Genomic DNA, 19,249 nt, shown 5'->3' on the forward strand with positions numbered 1-19,249 from the left:
CTCCGGCTTCTGTATTTCGCGCATGTGCTCCGCGAGCTCGCCGCTGTCGCGCGCGACGAGCCCGGCGCCGTGATAGACCTCGAAGCCGCGCGCCTCGGAGAAGATGCAGGGCAGACCGGCCCAGATCGCCTGCGCCGCGACGGCACTCTGGAAGACGTCCTCGTAGTAGAGGACGACGCAGTCCGCGGCCGCGACGTACTGGCCCATCGTCTCGTAGTCGGTGTTGACGACCACGTTCGTGAAGCCGCGCTCCTTCACGTAGTCCAGCACCTCGTCGAAGTACTCGGGCTCGTTACCGGAGCGCGTGCCCGAGAGCACGACGACGCTGTCGCGCGGCGCGGCCGCGATCACCTGCGTGAAACGCTTGCGCTTGAAGAAGAAGCCTGGCGACACGAAGACGAACTTGTCGACGGGAAGGCCGAGGCGCCCGCGCAGCGCGCGCTTCTCCGCGTCATCGTTCGGCAGTGTCGTGTCCTCGAGCGGGACCAGCACGAGCGGGAAGCGCTCGAGCTTGAGCGCATCGTCGCTCAGAAGCGTGACCCAGCGCTGCGATCGTTCGGAATGCGTCGCGAGGTGCTTCGGGATCGCGCCCATTAACGCGAGGACCGCCCGATACCGAAGGAACCAGTTCGCGATGCGCAGCGTCACCCATCCCGCGCGGATGAACTCGAGCACCTTGCCGTACCGAGGCCGGTAATGGAGCGCGCTCGAGATCAGCCGGAAGTGGTGGAACTTCTCGGGCTCGATCTCGTGCATGGAGAGCACGACCGGGATCTTCCGTCGCCAGAACGAGACCAGCGCCCGAACGAATGGCACGTCCGAGAAGATGCCGTGCTCGTGCTCGACGATCACGGCCTCGGTGTCGCTCGTGATGTGGCGGACCTTCGCGGCGAGGTCGCGCTTGTCGAGGTGCTTCACGCCCACGAACGTCACCTCATGCCCGGCGCTCCGGAGGCCTTCGGTCAGCGAGAGCGCGTAGTGGTGGATGCCGCAGCGCTGGTCGCTCGAGAGCACGACCACCTTCCGCGTGCGGCGCTCGGGCAGGTCCCAGCCCGCGAGCGCAAGCGCGTCGCGCAGCCGCTCGGCCACGCGCTCTGGTGTGAACTCCGCGAGGCGCGTGCGTCCCCTGACGACGAGGTCGCGGCGCAGCTCGCGGTCGCCGACGACGCGCTCGAGCGCCGCAGCGACGACGTCGGGTGTCTTGTCCTGCAACAACACGCCGGCGTCCCCGAGCGTGTCGGGGATCGCGCCGGCCGAGTGCGCGACGATCGGCAGGTCGCTGCGCATCGCCTCGAGGAGCGGAACGCAGAAGCCCTCGTGCTCCGAGAGCGTGAGGAGTGCGGTCGCGCCGCGGTAATACGCGACGAGCGACTCGATCGGGACACTGCCGGTGAACGTGACCGCGTCTTTGAGTCCGAGGCGAGCGACATCGGCGCGCAGGCGCTCGATGTACTGCTCAGACATGGCGGTCGATCCGACGAGATACAGGCGCGCGCCGCGGTCGCGCTCGCGGTAGCGCGCGAACGCCGCGACGACGTCGTGGATGCCCTTGTGCGGGAGGAGCTGCCCGACGGTCACGATCGACGTGCGCTCCTCGGCGAGCGTGCGCATCACCGCGGGGTCGGCTTCGACGTCGAACGCGGACCAGTCGACGATGATCGGCACGACCGCGGTGCGCGCGTAGCCAAGCTCCTCGAGCTCGCGTCGATTGAACTCGCTGTCGGCGATGCCAAGCTCGGCCTGCGCCGCGAGATCCTTGAGCTGGCGGCGTCCGATCTCGGAGTACTTCTCGGCGTTCGGGTTGAAGCCGCTGAAATACCGCGCCGGCGTGATGTTGTGATAGACGACGGCTTTCCGACCCGGCAGCTTGGCGACCTCGTCGATCGCGTCGTTCCCCATCGACACGTGGATCAACGTCAATCCGGCGGTGGCCCGTTTCGGGCGCAGGTCGCGCCACGAGCGCGCGAACGCGCGCACCTCGGGCTTCGCTTCGTCCACGAAGATCTCCGACTGGGCACCGCGCGACCAGAACAGCCGCTGAAGCTCGAACGCGTCGTTGCCGATCGCGTCGCCGTAGGCGAGCGTCGGCACGAACTGGTCGGCGAGGCGGAGCCGCTCGCTCACGCCGCGATTGTCGCCTGTTTGAGGCAGGTCGGGCTCGCGCTACTCTGTCGCCGGGATTCGGGGGAGGGCGGTCGATTTGGCGCGCATGTCCGGCTGGACACGCCCGGCGATCATCGCCGTAGCGCTCTTTGCGTTGACGCTCGCGACGCGCGCGCCGTTCGGCTCGACGCAGCTGTGGGCGTGGGACTCCGTGCTCTACGCGCGGGCGCTCGAGAACGGTTTCCATGTCGACTACGTGACGGCAAGCCAGCGCCCCCACCCGCCCGGCTACATCTTCTACGTCGCGACCACGTCCGTCGCCCGTCAGTTCACGAGCGACAGCAACAGCGCCCTCGTGCTCGTCTCGATGGTCGCGACAGCGCTCGCTGCCAGCGCCCTGTTCCTGTTCGCCCGTCGGTTCGCATCGGAACGATCCTCGGTACTGATCGCGCTGGGCTTCGCGCTCAATCCCCTGGTCTGGCTCTACGGCGAAGTCGCCTACCCCTACGCGCTGCTTGGCCTCCTCTCGATCGTGCTCGCCGCGTGGTTCGCCTACGCCCGCGGACGCGGCACAGCCGCGGCGCTGATCGCGAGCGCTGCCTTCGGCGCGATCGCCGGATTCCGCCAAGACCTCCTCCTGATCTTCCCTGCAGCCTGGTCCTGGTCGGTGTCGCCGCTCGACTGGCGCGGTCGCGCGGCCGCCGCCGGAGCGTTAGCGCTGGGGTGCCTCACCTGGCTGGTCCCGACCGCCGCGCTCTCCGACGGGTTGCCGGCATACATCGACGCCGTCGCCCGGCAGACCGACTTCGTCCGGGCGACGCACTCGGTGCTGTCACAGGGACTGCCCGCGCTCGGGACCAACATCTCGACGACGCTGTACGCGCTCGTATGGGGCTTGGGCCTGTTCGCGCTCCCCGTCAGCGCGCTCGCTCTCGTGAACACGTACCGCGCGATCGAGGAGCGCCGAACGAGCTTCGGCCAAGCACAGACCCTGCTCACCCTCTGGATCGCGTCGGGGATCGCGCTCTACGTCGTGCTGCACATCGGCGAGTGGGGCTACGTCCTCTCGATCCTTCCGGCCCTCTACGTGATCGCCGCGGTCGCCATCGACCGATTGACGGCGGTGATGCCACACGGCGCGCGCCGCCTGGCGCTCACCGCGAGCGTCATCGCGCCTGCTTTGGTGTTCACGACCAGCTCAGCGCCGTTCTCCGCGGCGGCCATCGCACAACACGACGGGGAGCTCGCCTCGCGGGTGAAGTACGTCCGCGAGCACTACTCACCAAGCACGACGCTGCTCATCGCTCGCGAGGACTTCCTGCTCGTGCGTTACTACCTGCCGGAGTACCACACCTGGTTCCACGACCGCGATCCATATCGCACAACGCTCCGACGCAAGCGTGCGCCAAATGTCAACGCGATCGTCGTTCTGACGCCGGGACTGCGGACCACCTCGGCTGAGGCGCTGCGCGTCAAGTGCGCGAAGGATGTCGAGCTCGTGTATCTCGCGATCGAGCCAGGCGCCGTGGTCGAGCTGCACAACGACGACTACACCGTCGCCGAGCTGCCGGGGCAGCGCTAGAGGCCGAGCACCTCGCGGGTGCGCTGCGCGACCTTCTCGGTGTCGAAGTCGGCGACGCGCTTCCGTCCCGCGGTGGTCAGTTTGGTGCGGAGCGCGGCGTCTTCGCTCACGAGCGCGGCCGCTTCCGCGGCCTGCGCGAGATCGCGCTCGTGAAGCAGGACGCCCGCACCGCCGACAGTCTCGCCGATAGCCGCGGCGTCGTACGCGACGACCGGCAGATCGAACTTCATCGCCTCGAGGAGCGGAACGCCGAATCCCTCGTGCTCGGACAGGGAGACGAACGTGTCGGCCTCGCGGTAATAGGCGAAGAGCTCCGCGTTGCTCACGCTCCCGGTGAAGGTCACGGCGGTATCGAGACCGAGCGCGCGCTGGAGCTCGCGAAGACGCGCGTAGTACTCGCGGTGGTCCCGGTACGAGCCGACGAGCAGCAGCTGCGCCTCGGGGTCGATGACCGCGCGGTAGTACGCGAACATCCGCAGCAGGTCGTCGTGCCGTTTGTTCGGCGAGATCCGTCCGACGAACAGGAGCTTGCGCCCGAAGACGCTCCAGCGCGCGAGGACCGCCGGGTCCGGCGGCGTGTCGTACAGCTTCCAGTCGATGAGGATCGGCACGTGCGCCGTCTTGCGGAAGCCCATGTCGTCGAGGTCCTGACGGTTGAAGGCGGACACGCCGATCCCGAGATCGATGGCCGGCGCGATCTGCTCGAGCTGCCGCAGACCGAGGCGCGCGAAGGCGGCAGCGTGGTCGTTGATGCCGCTGAAGAACTCCGGCGGCGTGATGTTGTGGTACACCAGCACGCGCCGCGCTGGGATCTTCATGAGCTGGTCGAAGACCTCGTTCCCCATCGAGAAGTGCAGGATGAGCGTGTCCTCGGGCCGCACCGAACGGAACAGCCGGCGATACGAGAGGGCCTCGCTTTCCATGCCGGGCTTGATGTCCACGGCGTACGCGTCGGACTCGTAGCCCCAGGAGCGCAGGCGATCGCGCAGTGCGAAGACGTGGTTGCTCATCGCATCGCCGGGCGCGAGCGTCGGATGGAACTGATGGACCGCGGTCATGCGGGCGCGCGACCGATGACCGCGTAGTCGCGGTCGCCGAAGAGCGTCTCGTTCAGCAGCTTGACGTTCTCACGGACGGTAGGGTCGCTGACTTTGTCCGAGAGACGCTTCTCGCTCGGTTCGAAGGTGCGGACGTCGACGTCGACGAAGCCCTCGACCTCGAGGTAGAAACGGAAGAGCTCCGGCGGGATCGGGCGCACGTGAGAGGGATCGAGCCAGAACGAATGCGCGCCCACGGTGAGCGTCGCGACGTTCGGCGTGATGAGCACGAGCGGAGCGCCCGGCGACAGGACGCGGTGCGCCTCGCGCAGGATCCAGACGAGCTCGCCGGGAAGTACGTGCTCCGCGATGTGACGGGCGTAGAGGCCATCGATCGCGCGGTCCGGCAGAGAGCGGAGATGTCCGAGCGCGTCGCCATGGACGCACTCCAGTCCGCGCTCCGCGCACTGCTCGACCATGCGCGGATCGAGGTCGACGCCGTATGCGCCGACCCCCTTCTCCTTCATCAGCCCGAGGAAGATCCCGCGGCCGCACCCCAGGTCGAGGACGCGCTTCCGTCCTGCGAAGAGATCGGCGAACGCCTCCGACTGCCGGCGGATGACCGGCTCGTCGCCGCCGAAGCGCGCCTGGAAGTAGACGGAGTGGACGTTCTCGGCGACGAAGTCCTCGTGCCACTGCTCGAGCTTCCGTAGCCGCTTCTCGAGACCCGGCGTGGGCCGGTCGCGCAGGTCGAACAGCGCGCGCGCGACGAGCTGGTTGACTCGCTCCTGACGCTCGGTGATCGCTGCGAGCCACCAGCGGAGGAGTCCGATGAGCGTGCGCCGCGCGATGGTGATGAGCGGGCCGACGTAGCGCTTGCGGCTCTTCGGGTCGTACGTGACGTCCTCGTCGAGGACCTCGGGGAGCGCCTGGAAGGGGTCCTTGAGCTCCTCGCTGAAGATCGGCCGCCCGCCTGGCAGCGGCAGCGTGAGCGCGGCGTCGAGATCCGGGCCGTACGCTCCGCTCTCGCGCTTCTTGCGCACGCGCGCGCGGACCTCGGCGAGGATCGCGTCGAGATCGACTGGTGGCTGTGTCGTCACAGCGGGCGCACCGCCTCATCGAGATCTCGCCTATCGATGACGCGTTCGACCAGGTAGCCGTGGCCGCGAATGCCCCGTGGACGCGACTCCGCGAGCGTGAGCCTGCGGAAGTTCACGCGCAGCGTACCGACCCGCAAGCGCAGCCATGGCTCACGACCCACCAGCGGCCTCACGTCAAGGTTGGCAGGCGCCGGATCTTTGCTGAGGCCGTCGAGGACTTTTCGTGCGCGGATCCGCTGCGGCCGGGAGAGTCGTTCGATGTCGCGCGCGCCGCGCTTCGAAAATTGGACGTTGTCCGTCAACGGCGCCTTGCGACCGCACGACGCGGCCGTTCGGCTGCCGGCTTCTTGGCCGCCGACTTCCGCGCGATGCGGGCGAAGAGCTCATCCATGCTGATCGTCTCGCCACGCCGGAACTCCCCCTCGGCCTGTCGCATACCCTCGACGAACACGGGCGCGTTGGCGAGTATCCAGTCCTCAAGCGCATCGAAGTCGATGGGGACGACGGCCGCGACGGGCCGGCCGCTCCGAGTAATGATCGCCGGCCGCTTTGACCGCTCGACATCGTCGATGACTTTGCTGGTGTTCCGAGCCAGCTCGCGCACGTTCACCGCAGCCATCGCGTACCTCCCCTGTCATGCGTTTGACAGACATTCTACTCCCCGAACTCCCAGCGGTGCGGGAGGCGCGCGAACCCGGCCTCGCGCGAAGAGCCGACCACGCGGAAGTTCAAAGCCTTCTGGTGATAGTCGTAGTGCCGGTCGGCGCGGTCCGTCGCCGCGACGTCGACGTCGTACGCGCCGGGCAAGAGCGCGAGCGAGTCCATCGCGAAACGCACGACGCCCTCCGCGCGCAGGGGCACTACGACGTCGTCGAGCATCGTGTTCGTGCCGTAGATGCCCGTGCCGTCGTCGCGGTAGACGTAAACACCGAACACGGCGTCGGACAGCCCGGACTTGTTGCGGTAGCGGATCTCGAACGACGCGGGGTCGCCGATCTCGAGGAGCGTCTTCAACGCGCCGCCCTTGTCGATGACCTTCGTGGAGACGATCTCGATCTCGCCAGAGCCGGAACGACCACCGACCTCGCCGCGCAGCGCACGCTCGCGCAGCTCGCGCTCGCCGACCTCGAGGTGGTACGCCGTCGCGACATCGCGCACGGTGCCGCTCGCCGCGACGCGCCCCTGGTCGAGCCAGATCGCGCGATCGCAGAGACGCTGGATCAGACCGATGTCGTGCGACACCAGCACGATCGTCTTCCCCGCTCCGCGGAACTCGGCGATCTTCGCGTAGCACTTGTGCTGGAAGTACTCGTCGCCGACGGCGAGCACCTCGTCGACGAGCAGCACGTCGGGGTCCACATGCACCGCGACCGAAAAGCCGAGGCGCGCCGCCATGCCGCTCGAGTACGTCTTGATCGGCGCGTCGAAGAAGCGGCCGAGCTGCGCGAAGGCTTCGATCTTCGGCATCGCGGCCTCGGTCTCCTTACGCGACAGACCGAGGAGCGAGCCGTTCAGGTACGCGTTCTCGCGCCCGGTGAAGTCGGGGTGGAAACCGGCGCCGAGCTCGAGCAGCGCGGAGACGCGGCCCGCGACATCGATCGTGCCGGAGGTCGGCTTCGCGGTGCCCGCGATGAGCTTGAGGAGCGTCGACTTCCCTGATCCATTCGCGCCAACGACGCCGAAGCACTGGCCGCGCTCTACTGAGAAGCTGACATCTTTGAGCGCCTGGACGACCTCGGCCGGCGGGATCTGTCGGAGGACGAGCTCCTTGAGCGTGGGGGCGCGGCCGGTCCGAAGTCGGTAGCGCTTGTCGAGATGTTCGGCGTGGATCGCGACCATGCCCGGCATGGCGGCATGCTAGGGAGTCGCGGCTTCAGGAGCCCGAGAGATGGGCGCGCGAGCGGATCCGAGCGAACAGCCACGCGAACGCGACCACGAGAAGGACCAAGAACACCGGCGGCCACGCGACGAGCGCTTCGACGATCCCGACCGGGACGACGAAGCATGCGACGAGCACAGCAAAGAAGCGATAGCGCTGCGCGAGAGCCAGCGCACCCAGCGTGGTGAGGATCACGCCGGCGATCGCGATATTCGGGGCCGGCCGCGAGACGAACAGCACGAAGAATGCGACGAGCAGCAGGAAGAGGCCGAGGAGCAGCGAGATGACCCCGAAGTCGCGCAGCCTCTCCGATCGCTGCGACCCGTCCAGAGCCGGCCGAGCAACGTGGACCTTCGTGTCGCTGACCTGCGCCCTCGGCTTCGCAAGAGTCGCGACCAGTCGCGCTCGCCAGAAGCCTGCGACCGCGACGCCGGCCAACCCCCCGAGCATCAGGATCGGGGCGAACGGGCTAGCTGCTCCGGGCGCCGCCTGCGTGTACCAAACGCCGAGCATCATCACGGCGAAGCTCACTCTGATGACCGTATCGAGCTTGTCGGGAGTCACGGCTGGGCGACGGGCCCGCTCACGAGACCGGGATGTTAGCGGGCGAAGCCCTCGTAGATCATCGCGCCGTCGCCGCCCTGGAAGTTGAGCTCCACGACGATTCCGGTTGCAGTCCCACCGACAGCGTCGACGACGACGGCGTACTGCGTCTCGTTCGCGAGGCCGAGCACGTCACGCGGGTCGATGCGGATGGACTGCCTCGGCGTGATCGAAACGTCCTGTGACGCCGCGAGCGAGCCGTCGGCGAACTTGTACCAGGAGAGGTGCAGGCTCGTCGCGGTGACGCTCTGCAGCACCAGCGGCGTGGTCCAACCGTCGGAGCCGCCCAGGCGGCGCGTGACGTTCGGGAGGAACAGGCGCGTCGCAGCCTGCGTGCGCGCGGAATAGCCGGCCGCAGTCGTGTCGCCGATGACGTTCACAACGGCCGCGATCTGCCCGCCGGTGCCGCCGCTCGCCACGAACGAGTACTCGCCGTTCGCGAGGCAGCCCGCCGCGGCGGCCGCGCCGCAGAGCGGGAGCGTCGTGTTGCCGTTGGTGAAGCGCGGATCGAACACCCACGCCGCGCCGGCCGCGACGGAAGGTCCGCTGAACGCCGTCGTCCCGCTGCCACCCAGAGGCGTGAACGTGATCGATGGCGTGACGGTCGCCGTGCCGGTGTTCTGCACGACGATCGTCGACAGACCTTGCCCGACGCCAGCGACGTTCTTCACCGCGTACGGACCGTAGATCGTGTCGGCGCCGCCCACGATGCCGTTCGCCGAGTACATGACCGGCGCGGCGACCGTTGGCGCGTCGAGGTGCGTGTTCACGATGACGCTGAGCGGCTGGCTCGCCGTGACCGTGACCGAGTACTGCGTCTGGTCGAACAGTCCCGGCTCTGAATTCGGGTCGATGAACTGCGAGCGTCCAGGGTCGATGTCGCGCGTGATGCGCGCGGTCCGTGTCCCGTCGAACGAGATGAAGTTCGCTTCGGCGGTCGTCGGAGCGCCACCGACGTTCTGGATGATGATCGGCGTCACGAAGCCGAAGAAACGGCGCACGATGTTCGGCAGCGAGACCTTCGTCGCGCCCGAGGAAGCGCCGACGTACGAGCCGGCCTCGGCGCGAGCGCCGGAGCCCTGGTGCTCGTTCACCACGGCGACGATGTCGGTCATGTAGCTCTTCACGACGACGGCGTACTGCGCGTCGTTCGAGAGATCCGCGTCGTTGTTGGGAACGTCGGCGAACGACTGGCCCGGCCGGAGCGCACAGATGTCGCGGCGCGCGACGAGAACGCCGCTGGAGAAGCTGTAGAAGTCCACCTGCAACGACGTGATCGCGAAGCGGTTCGTGTTCTGCACGATGAACGGCGTGTACCAGCCCGACGGGCCGCCGAGCGTCTTCGTGATGTTCGGCAGGTAGACGGTCGTGTTCGGCTGCTCCGGCCGCGCGCATGTCGCGGTCCCGGGCGTGAGCTCCCAGCTCAGGCGCGTGTTGTTCGCGTCGATCTGGACGTTGTGCGCCTCGAAGCGCTGGTAGCCCTCTTTGTTGTAGTAGACGACCCAGAACGTCGGACCGGGAACGAAGCCGTCGATCTTGTAATACCCATTGGCGTCGGTCGCCGTGGTGCAGAGGACCGGCGGCCCGAGGGTCACGCAGACGTTGGCCAGCGGAGCACCGGTCGTCTTCGAGGTGATGAAGCCGTCCAGGTAGGCAGAGGCGGCCGCGGCCGGGCGAGCGCCGCCCGACAGGGCAGCGACGACGAAGGCGGCAACGAACAGGAGCCTCAGGAAGCCTCTCCGGGGAGCATGCATTGGGCTAAACGGGGGTAAACGGCGCTAGTGACGGCGCAGTCGCCGCTCTGCGACCGTAGCGACCTGGGCCGCCAGAACGCCGAGCAGGAGGCCTCCCAGGACGTCACTGGGCCAGTGGTCGGCCAGGTACACACGCGTGACCATCATGAACGCGACCGCAGCGACCGCAAGCCATGTCGGGACCCGGGCGACGCCGACGAGGAAGGCGGTCCGGGCGACGTGGCCGCTCGGAAAAGCGCCGGCGAAGGCGACGTGCGCGAACGGCACCAGCTCGACGGTCCGCGACAGCTCCTTAGGTGGGATGGGCTGGGGCAGGACCGTCTTGAGGGCGATCTCGACCGCGGCGACCGCCACGATCACTAGCGGTACCCAGGCGTCGCGCTGGCCGCGCCGAAGTCGGGCGACCGCGAGCCCGAGCGCGATGCCACCGGCGACCTCCGCCTGCCCGACGATGCCGACAACGGATGCGAAGAGATCGAGCCACGGCGCGTGCACCGACTGGACGAGATCGACGACGGTGCGGTCGACCTGACGCAGTGCGCCGACCGCGACGAGGATGCAGAGAACAACGAGGGTCGTTGCGAGCAGTGCGATGCGGCTCAGAGGTAGCTCTCGAAGTCGTCCTTGGTGCGACGGAAGTACGCGAAGCCCGCGACGAACAGGACGAGCGCGACCGCGGCGGAGTACCCGAGCGTCGCCCAGTCCGGCGGTAGACCGTCGAGGAGCGCGCGCTGGTAACCGACGACGACGCCGGTCATGGGATTGAGGTCGAGCAAGAAGAGCTCGCGCGGGCGATCGGCGAGGATCGTGATCGGGAACAGCACCGGTGTGAGGAAGTACCACGCGAGCAGCACGATGCCGAGGATGTGCTCGACGTCGCGATAATGGACGTTGAGCGCGGCGAGAAGGTACGCGAGGCCGAGGTTCATCACGATCTGCACCGCCACGAGCAGCGGGAGCCACAGCAGGCCCTCGAGATGCCGCGGCCCGAACACAGCGAGCACGACGAAGAGCACGACCAGGCTGAGCAGGAAGTTCACGAGCGACGACAGGACGCTCGCCGCAGGGAGCAGCTGCAGCGGAAGGCGCACCTTCTTGACGATCGTCGCGTTCGAGACGATCGACGCGGCGCCCGACTGGAGCGAGTTCGCGAAGAACGTCCAGGGCAGGAGACCGACGAAGAGGAAGACCGCGTACGACTGCTCCCCCGTCTCGGTATGCGGCCGCGTGCCGAGGACCACGCCGAAGAGGATCCAGAACACGACGAGCTGCAGCAACGGGATGAGGAAATTCCAGCCGAAGCCGAGGACCGATCCTTTGTAGCGCGAACGCAGCTGGCGCCACGCGAAATCGCCGAGGAGCTCGCGTCGTTCGACGAGCGCGCCAAGATCGGCGATCACGGCGCGAGTATGCTCCGCGACCCGTGACGCGAGCACCGACGGCGCACATGTTCACCGGCAGTGCGAACGGCGCTGAGCCGATCGAACTCCGCGCGTGGGAATGGCCAGGCGATCCTCCGCCAACGCTGCTGCTTCATGGGATCGGCAACTACGGCCGTTACTGGGACTTCTTCGCCGACGCGGTCGCCGGACGGCTGCGAGCGATCGCGACGGACGCGCGCGGTCACGGCGAGAGCGGGAAGCCGGCTGACGGCTATACGCCGCGGGAGTTCGTCGCCGACGCGATCGCGATGCTCGATGCGCTAGCGATCGAGCGCGCGCTCGTCGTCGGACACTCGATGGGCGGCACGCACGCGATCCGGCTCGCCGCGGCGCACCCCGACCGGGTCGAGCGTCTCGTCGTCGTCGACGCCGGACCGGAGCCGATGCCCGAAGGCTCCGAGCGCGCCCGCCGTCTGTCGCTCGAGCGCCCCGAGCGCTTCAAGCACGCGGACGAGGCGCTCGCGTATCTGCGTCGGACCTCGCCCGGCTACTCCGAAGAGGTCTACGCCAACCGAATGCGCTGGCTCTTCCGCGAAGACGGAGGCGACGTCGTTTGGCGCTCGAGCCGTGACGCACTTGCGTCGATCATGTCCGGCGCGCGGCGTGATGACCTCTGGAGTGCCCTGCGCGCGATCCGGTGCCCGGTCCTGCTCGTACGCGGAACGCGGTCGAACGTGCTCTCGCCCGAGGTCGCCCAACGGATGATCACGGCGCTCACGAACGGTCGCCTCATCGAACTCGACGCCGGACACAACGTCGCGCTCGATCGTCCGAAGGAACTCGCGGACGCCCTCGTGGAGTTCGCTGCCAGCTAGGCGGTCACTCAGCGCGCTTCGCAACATCGGCGACGCGGTTCACTGGCGCTCCATGGTTCGACGCCCAAGCCTTCGTGCTCGATCAACGCGTCGAGCCACAGGTACACATCCGATTCTGGCTGCTCGGTGTGCTCACGCACGACCCAGATCCAAATCAGATCCCGCGGTTCGCCAGCTGTAGGGGGCCACTGGTAGACGATCCGCCAGGTGTTCTTCGCCTGTTCGGGAACGCTTAGCCTGCAGAAGCGCTTGCGTCCTGCGCCCCGCAAGCGAAGGCCGATACAAGGACCTTCGCGCTCAAGCCGACCGAGTGCTTTCCGGATCAGAGCGCGGGCCCGGGTGGGGTTGATAGCTCGGAGGTCTGCCTTCGCGTCAGTCGTGAATTCGACGCGATACGCCACTACTCAGCGTTGTCGCGCGCGCGATGTCGTTGGTCCCCAGGCTTGCTTGAGGGCCTGCCGCCACGGCACGCCTGTGGCCTTCTCTGGCTGGCGCGGACGGCGTAGACGGTCGCCGTAGTCCTGCGTCTCGAGCCATTCGAGGACGTCCCGTAGCTTCCGCGTCCTAGGCGCCCGGCGGCGAAGGTCTCGCAGTCGCCGAGCGACCGCGTCGATCCGCTCGCGGTCGAGGCGAAGTCGAGATCGTCGACTGTCCGCTGACGTCGTGAGCACACCAGCGCGAAGCCACGCGTGGATGGTGGGCAACGTCACTTTCAGATTCTCAGCCGCCTCCGGGGCGGAGTACGACCCGGGCGCGTCGTACGCTGGCAACGCCTCTTGCACCACACGGCGCAGCACGCGTACATCGGTGGCGTAATCGCGTCCCGCCGCATTCGCGACGCGATCGAGCGACTCGAGCACCGCTGTCCGTCCGACGACGCGTGGCAAGAGCGAGCCTCCTACAAAGTTCTTTATGAATCGTAGCAGAGATAAAGAAGTGCGAGGAGGAGTTCGCCTCGAGCTAGGCGCGCGGCTCGACCGGCCTTGCGCTGACGGCACGGTCCCGTTTGGCGGATCCGAGCACTGCGTCCGCGCGGCCGAGGACCTCGTCGCCCGACTCGCCAGCCCGGTGTGTCGCGATCCCATAACTGAACCGCGCAGGACCGGATTGCCCGGGAAACAAGATCGCGGTCTCCGCAAGACGCTCCGCGACGCGCTTCGCCGGGACCTCACTCGTTCGGGGAAGCAGGATCAGGAACTCGTCGCCCCCGATCCGGAGCCCGACATCGGTCCCTCGTATCGCTCCCTTGATCGCGCGCCCGAAGTTGCGCAGCAGATCGTCGCCCGCGTTGTGACCGAACTCGTCATTCACGCGCTTCATCCCGTCGAGGTCGAGCGCGATGACGCTGAACGGCAGGCCCGTGCGTGCCGCGTCCGCGATGAAGCGAGTGAGATGGTCCTCCAGAGCGCGCCGGTTCGGCAGGTTCGTGAGCGCGTCGGTCATGGCCATCGACAGAACAGCCACGCCCTCATCAGCGAGACCGGCCGCCCGTTCGGTCGTGACGTCTCGATGCCGACCGGTGGCGCGGGCGACGGCCGCGCATGTGGCGATCACCATCGCCAGGAGCAACAACCGCGGTGCCGCGCCTTCGCCCGGCGGGTTGCCCGCCAGTGTGGACGAGACCGCGATGAGGGCGATCCCCGCAAAGGTGAGCCCGCCCAGGACAAGGATCTGGCGCACGCTTCCGGAGAGGATGAGGACAACGGCGGGCACGACCAAGTAACCGACGTAGATGCTCTGCGCGCCCCCCGTCAGGACCACCATCGTGAGGAGCACCAGCTCGGAGATCGTTGCCGCAACGAAGGTGCGTGCGCTACCGAACCATCGCTGCGGGACGAACGAAAACCAGATCGTTCCGGTCACCACGACGAGCGCGGCGGTCACGAGGAGGCCCTGACGGTCTGCCGCCGACGTGCCCGGTAGGAACGCATCGACGACAAAGACAGCCGCGATCCCGAAGACGACCGTGACCCCGGTCGTGCGCACGGCGCGCCGATAGATCCGCCCTGCGCGCTCCCTCTCGACGCTTCCTGCGTGCTCCGAGCCATCACGGACCGCCTCGGCTGGATCCTCTGGCACGAGCGGATTCTGCGTCAGGACCGGCGCTACTAGTCCGGCGCGCCGAGCACGGTGTCGTCCGAACCGGCGACGTCCCACGGGTTCCCCGCGATGTCGAGGAAATTACCGCTCGTGACGGTCACATTGAGCTGAAGCCCGGCCGTGGCGCCCGCGGTGACGACGCGCGGGTCGGCGCGCATCACGATCGTGAGCACCGTGTTGGCCGGATAGGCGACCCCGCCCAGCGTCTCGGCGCCCGCGTTCAGCGTGCACCGCTGCTCCAGAGCCTGCAGGCATCGGATGTCGGCGATCGTGCCGTCGACGTCCAGGGCGCGCAGCTCGCTGCCGAGTGGCGAGCGCATCACCTTGTCGAACGCGATCTTGATGACATCGCCCGCGTCGAGCAGCGCCAGCGAGCCCGCGCTTGTCGTCACGCGAGCGTCCAAGGCTCGTGGCCGCGCCACCGGCGTCGGCGGATTGTTGATGACGACGCGCTGGCTGTATCCGAAGGCGATCGCGGATGTCACGGGATCCGTCGCACCGACGCGATAGCAGTACGCCCCGACGGCGAGGTTTCGGTCGATGTAGATCGTCGAGTTACTGCCTTTGGCGATGCCACTCAGTGTGAGCTCGGCGTACGAGGATCCCGGGTCGCAACTGAGGCTGGTCGTCAAGGCGCGCTGGATGCTGTAGGCGATCCCGTCCGCGTTCGTCGGCGGCTCGGCGATCTGCAGGCCCACGTCGTTCTGCGTCGCTCCACCGTCCCAGCTGTCGACCGTCGCGTCGACCGTCGGCGCGTCGCGCCCGAGGTCGAGCGTGATGTTGAAGATCGACGGGTTTGCATGATCGGCCTGGTAGGCCACGGAGACGATGTCTCCCGGCGAGATGACCTGCTCGAACTGCGCGAGACTCATCGCGACGCCCGAGCGCCGGAAGGTGTCGTTGCTGTCGTAGCGATACGTCGCATTGCCACCGGCGTCGGTGAAGTAGTCCTCCGCCGTGCTCACCGCGAACACCGTGACGGTGCTCGTGCCGGCGACCGCGTCGGGCGGGACGAAACGCACCGCGCCGCCCAGACCCCATGGCTCGGTCGGCACATACGCGAGGTCGACGTCGACAGCGTTGTTCTGATTCAGATCCTGGAACACCACCGGGCGGACGTTCGCGTTCGGTCTGGTCGAGCCAACGGCGAACGTCACGGTCTGATTCGCGGGCGGCGTCACGCAGTCCACGTAGCTCGTGCCGTTGAACGCGCCGTTCACGATCGTGAACATCGCCGCCGTCGACAGATCGGCCCGGCCGTTCGTGTCCGCGTCGACGAGGCCACCTTCGGACGTGGCGGGATAAGAGGTGTCGTCGACGAGCGCGAGATCGACGCACCCGGAGCCGCTCAGGGTCGCGGTGTAGGTGCGAACGGCGCCGACCTCGGCCGTGCCCGCGACGGTGGGCGCGACCGCGATCGACCCGACCGCGTCGCCCTCCTTCACCGTGACCTGCCAGAAGACGCCGTAGTCCTCCATCCAGGTGGCGCCCTCGATCATCGGTCGGATGTAGAGCTTGTACGTGCCCGGCGCCTGCGGCGCCTGGATCGTGAACTGGAACCACGCGACCTGTCCGGGGCCGACGTAGTCGGCGGGCTGCGCCGCGACGCGGTTGTATCGCGGCCATCCGGTCGCCGGCGATCCGAGCTGTCCGTCGCCCCCTAAAGCGCTCGGCTGATCCTGGCCGGGAGTTGGATCGGAGGTACCGAGAAAAGCCATCTCGCCCATGCGGCCGCGGACCCAGCCGGCCGATCCGGAGTTGTAGTACGCGACCGTCGCGGTCGAACGCTCGCCGGGGCAGAGCGTCGGGTATCCGGACTGGCCGTACCAAGCGGCGTGGAATCCCGGAATGCCTGACGGCAGGCTCGCAGGCGGCGGGATTCCCGGACCCACGCTCGACGTGCACGACGCGGCGGGCTCAGCGGCTCGAGCGACGGGCGTGGTGGCGGCGAGGAACGCGACGCAGCCGCAGACGATCACCGCCGACAGGAAATGCGCCTCCCGCCCCGAACGCACTCGCGCCTCCCCGTAGGCGCGCCAATCTAACGGTTAGGGACTCGGGCTGGGCGAAGGCGATGCCGAGGGCGATGCCGAGGGCGAGCGGCTCGGTGAAGGCGATGGCGAAGGGAGCGGCGCGCAGCCGGGACTGCCCGGCGTGAGCTCGACGGTCTGAAGTACGCCCGTAACGTCGACGTCCTTCTGCTGGTAGCCCTCGGCGCAGATCATCACCTTGGCGTTCTTGCCCGGGTGGGGCGCGACGACCGTGTTGACGGCCTCGCCTGACGTGGCGAGGACGGTCGTGCCCTGGCGGATGTCGGCCTTCTGGATGTGCTTATCCGGGTTACCCGCCTCGGTGATGATCACGGTCCACGAGGTCGGCGTCATCCGGATCTCTTCCTGGGTGGTGGGCACGCTCGTGCGGAGATACGCGTTGGCGTCGACGCGCATCTTCGACTGGCGCGGCAGATTCAGGAACTCGAAGGCGCCGTTCACATCCGTCCCGACCACGCGCTGGCCATGTGTCAGGGACGCGTTGATGATGCCCTTGTCACTGAAGTCATCGACGACGCGGCCGCGCAGGTCGACCGTGTTCACCCAGCCACCGATCCAGGTAGCCAGGAGCAGAGCGAGGATGGGGAGCACCGAAGCGTTCCGGTGCCTCAGAAGTCGGCGCAACTAGACGAAAAGGCTAACGTCCGACCGCGCCGGCGTCGAATCCGCTCACCGTATCTCCCGGCCGAGGAACGCGAGGACGTGATGCTCCCACTCGACGACGTGCGTGTCGAACGCCTTGACGTGTTCGCAGCCGGGTACGAGCCAGAGCTCGGTCCCCGGGTTCGCGCTCGCGGCCTTGAGCTCGACGCCGTGATGCCGGTACACCGTCGTGTCGTTCTCGCACTGGATGAAGAGCCACGCGCGCTCGGGATGATCGCGAACGACCTCAGCAGGTTTGATCGTCGACAGATCCAGATCGAAGAAGATCCGCGACATCAGCACGATGCCCGGCGTGAACCAGCCGGGCAGGCCGGTGTAGTTAGGAGCGACCTCGCTCACGACCGTGTTGCCATCGGCGAACGCGGAATCGGTGATGACGGGGCCGATCGTGGGATCGGCCTTCACGGTCATGATCGCGCTGCCACCGCCCATCGACTCTCCGATGATCGCGACGCGCTTTCGATCGATGCCGGCCTTTCGCTGCGCGAAGTCGATCGCAGCTACGATGTCGCGCGGCTCGTACTCACCGAGCGAATAGCGCAGTCCCTCGCTCTCGCCGTGCCCGCGGAGATCGAATAGAAGGACTGAATACCGACTCGCGAGAAGGAACTGCGCGATCTTCTGTGGGTCGAACGACGACTTGATCCGGTTCGCCGCGCGGCCGTGCACGATCACGACCGCTCGGTCGGCCGACGGCACAGGGAACCACCAGCCCTTGAGCGTCAGCCCGTCAGTGCTCTTAAAGGACACGTCCTCATACACCGCGGCAACGCTCGCGGCGGGCGGATCCAAAGGCTGTCGGGTGGGTTTCGTTAAGTCATCAGCGACGCGATAGGAGACGCCCCCGTACCCCAGTAGTCCTAGTACCAACAGGGCAGCGGCCCCGCGGACCGCCCAAATACGCCAATTCCTCATACCAGGGGGCGAACTGTACGCCGAGCGCACCTAACGTCAGCGGGCGCTCTCTCGTTCGACAGTAAGCAGGAGGTGTCTGACTCAATGTTCGAAAAGCTCTTATCTCTTCTTCTCCACGCGAAGGGCGGCGCCATCGCGACCGTGCTCGTCATCGGGGCGAGCGGCGCGCTGGTGACCGCGACGGTCGAGAACGGTCTGACCACCGTCACGGTCACGCAGCCCAGCACAACGACCACCGGGTCCAACACGACGACGCCCGGCGGGACGACCACAACGACCACGACAACCACCGACCCGGTGATCCTCGCCCTCTTCAACAACACGAAGAAGGAAGGGGCGACCGAGCCCACGACCGGCAACGGCTGCTCCGACGCGGCGCATGCCACGAACGAGCAGGTCAAGCGCGTCGATGCGGCGTACAAGAAGGACCACGCGGCTGTCCAGGCGCTGAGCAAGACCGCTCCTAAGACGGACGCGGCCAGGAAGCTCGTCAAGGACGCGGACAACAAGATCAAGGGCTTCCGTCATGAAGCCGTGAAGAAGATCCACAGCCTGTTCAAGTCGGACGAGTGCAAGGACAAGGCCGACGAGGACAAGGCCGACGAGGACAAGGCCGACGAGGACGACGACGACTCGACGACCGGTGCCACGGGCGCGACGGGCGCCACGGGCGCGACGGGTGCCTCGGGCACCACGACGGGCACGACGTCGACCACGACGACGACCACCGTCGCGATCAGCTGCGCCGACGCGAAGGCGTGCGCTGATGCCGCGATCCAGGCGATGGACGACGAGGTCACGCACCTCACGACCGCGCTCGCCGGGCTGACGACGGCGCCAGCGACCACGAACACGACCAAGACCGACAAGGCCAAGTCCGACGAGAAGTCGAAGCACGAGAACAAGGGCAAGGGCCACAGCGAGGGCCGTAGCCACGACAACGAGGACCACGACTAACTCAACCGTTCCCCCTGCGTCGAAGAGGCCCGCCGGTACCGGCGGGCCTCTTCCTTTGTCCACTGTTCGGGTGCGTTGCAGAGCGGTGTCCCGCCTAGCACCGAGCGCGGACGTCCGTTAAACGACGTGAGAACTAGTCGATCCGTTCCCCTCTCTGCGAAGAGGCACCCGCCCCCGGGTGCCTCTTCCCATTAGTACGAGGGCGACGACGACCGCCAGCCACACCGCACCGAGCGCGAGATCAAGCG

At 67.5% G+C, this 19,249-nt stretch carries 18 protein-coding genes; 3 read left to right on the forward strand and 15 right to left on the reverse strand.

Features of this window, described 5'->3' with window-relative positions:
• Positions 1-2,124, reverse strand: a 2,124-nt coding sequence (locus VI056_08985) for a glycosyltransferase (GenBank protein ID HEY6203166.1), incomplete at its 3' end; no start/stop codon positions are given.
• An 85-nt stretch (positions 2,125-2,209) separates the two neighbouring features.
• Here VI056_08985 and VI056_08990 point away from each other — a divergent pair.
• Entirely contained in the window at positions 2,210-3,685 is a 1,476-nt protein-coding gene (locus VI056_08990) for a hypothetical protein (protein HEY6203167.1), read from the forward strand.
• Here the strand turns inward: VI056_08990 and VI056_08995 are convergent.
• The 9 genes from VI056_08995 to VI056_09035 form a co-directional block, all read right to left on the reverse strand.
• Positions 3,682-4,743 carry a glycosyltransferase family 4 protein gene (locus VI056_08995; protein ID HEY6203168.1) on the reverse strand — a complete coding sequence of 354 codons (1,062 nt, stop codon included), beginning with the start codon at positions 4,741-4,743 and terminating at the stop codon, positions 3,682-3,684. The genes VI056_08990 and VI056_08995 overlap by 4 nt on opposite strands.
• The gene (locus VI056_09000; GenBank protein HEY6203169.1) at positions 4,740-5,822 is read right to left on the reverse strand and encodes a class I SAM-dependent methyltransferase; all 1,083 of its coding nucleotides are present in this window, start codon (positions 5,820-5,822) and stop codon (positions 4,740-4,742) included. The genes VI056_08995 and VI056_09000 overlap by 4 nt, the downstream gene beginning before the upstream one ends.
• On the reverse strand, positions 5,819-6,124 hold the full coding sequence (locus tag VI056_09005) for a hypothetical protein (GenBank protein HEY6203170.1): 306 nt from the start codon (positions 6,122-6,124) through the stop codon (positions 5,819-5,821). Before VI056_09005 ends, VI056_09000 begins: the two co-directional genes overlap by 4 nt.
• On the reverse strand, positions 6,121-6,441 hold the full coding sequence (locus tag VI056_09010; GenBank protein HEY6203171.1) for a type II toxin-antitoxin system Phd/YefM family antitoxin: 321 nt from the start codon (positions 6,439-6,441) through the stop codon (positions 6,121-6,123). The genes VI056_09005 and VI056_09010 overlap by 4 nt, the downstream gene beginning before the upstream one ends.
• Positions 6,442-6,476: 35 nt before the next feature.
• A complete protein-coding gene (locus tag VI056_09015; protein HEY6203172.1) occupies positions 6,477-7,670 on the reverse strand; it encodes an ABC transporter ATP-binding protein in 1,194 nt (397 codons plus the stop codon).
• A 25-nt stretch (positions 7,671-7,695) separates the two neighbouring features.
• Positions 7,696-8,232, reverse strand: a complete 537-nt coding sequence (locus VI056_09020; GenBank protein HEY6203173.1) for a hypothetical protein — start codon at positions 8,230-8,232, stop codon at positions 7,696-7,698.
• 68 nt (positions 8,233-8,300) lie between these two features.
• The gene (locus tag VI056_09025) at positions 8,301-10,058 is read right to left on the reverse strand and encodes a carboxypeptidase-like regulatory domain-containing protein (GenBank protein HEY6203174.1); all 1,758 of its coding nucleotides are present in this window, start codon (positions 10,056-10,058) and stop codon (positions 8,301-8,303) included.
• Between the two features lie 24 nt (positions 10,059-10,082).
• Entirely contained in the window at positions 10,083-10,553 is a 471-nt protein-coding gene (locus VI056_09030; protein ID HEY6203175.1) for a phosphatase PAP2 family protein, read from the reverse strand.
• 104 nt (positions 10,554-10,657) lie between these two features.
• Positions 10,658-11,458 carry an ABC transporter permease gene (locus VI056_09035; GenBank protein HEY6203176.1) on the reverse strand — a complete coding sequence of 267 codons (801 nt, stop codon included), beginning with the start codon at positions 11,456-11,458 and terminating at the stop codon, positions 10,658-10,660.
• 23 nt (positions 11,459-11,481) lie between these two features.
• On the opposite strand from VI056_09035, the gene VI056_09040 reads away from it, so the two are divergent.
• Complete coding sequence (locus VI056_09040; GenBank protein HEY6203177.1) at positions 11,482-12,315, forward strand: alpha/beta hydrolase; 834 nt, start codon at positions 11,482-11,484, stop codon at positions 12,313-12,315.
• A 404-nt stretch (positions 12,316-12,719) separates the two neighbouring features.
• On the opposite strand, the gene VI056_09045 is transcribed toward VI056_09040, so the two are convergent.
• The 5 genes from VI056_09045 to VI056_09065 all read right to left on the reverse strand — a co-directional run bounded on the left by VI056_09045 (position 12,720) and on the right by VI056_09065 (position 17,891).
• Positions 12,720-13,202: a hypothetical protein gene (locus tag VI056_09045; protein ID HEY6203178.1), complete on the reverse strand. Its 483-nt coding sequence runs from the start codon at positions 13,200-13,202 to the stop codon at positions 12,720-12,722.
• A 73-nt stretch (positions 13,203-13,275) separates the two neighbouring features.
• Positions 13,276-14,394: a GGDEF domain-containing protein gene (locus VI056_09050; protein ID HEY6203179.1), complete on the reverse strand. Its 1,119-nt coding sequence runs from the start codon at positions 14,392-14,394 to the stop codon at positions 13,276-13,278.
• Between the two features lie 29 nt (positions 14,395-14,423).
• Complete coding sequence (locus VI056_09055) at positions 14,424-16,430, reverse strand: hypothetical protein (GenBank protein HEY6203180.1); 2,007 nt, start codon at positions 16,428-16,430, stop codon at positions 14,424-14,426.
• A gap of 33 nt (positions 16,431-16,463) precedes the next feature.
• Entirely contained in the window at positions 16,464-17,090 is a 627-nt protein-coding gene (locus VI056_09060) for a hypothetical protein (protein HEY6203181.1), read from the reverse strand.
• A 45-nt stretch (positions 17,091-17,135) separates the two neighbouring features.
• The gene (locus tag VI056_09065) at positions 17,136-17,891 is read right to left on the reverse strand and encodes an alpha/beta hydrolase (protein ID HEY6203182.1); all 756 of its coding nucleotides are present in this window, start codon (positions 17,889-17,891) and stop codon (positions 17,136-17,138) included.
• A 237-nt stretch (positions 17,892-18,128) separates the two neighbouring features.
• Here VI056_09065 and VI056_09070 point away from each other — a divergent pair, with 237 nt between their 5' ends.
• Positions 18,129-19,001: a hypothetical protein gene (locus VI056_09070; protein HEY6203183.1), complete on the forward strand. Its 873-nt coding sequence runs from the start codon at positions 18,129-18,131 to the stop codon at positions 18,999-19,001.
• Positions 19,002-19,249: the final 248 nt, after the last annotated feature.

Source organism: Candidatus Limnocylindria bacterium, from assembly GCA_036523395.1.
Lineage (GTDB): Bacteria > Chloroflexota > Limnocylindria > P2-11E > P2-11E > CF-39.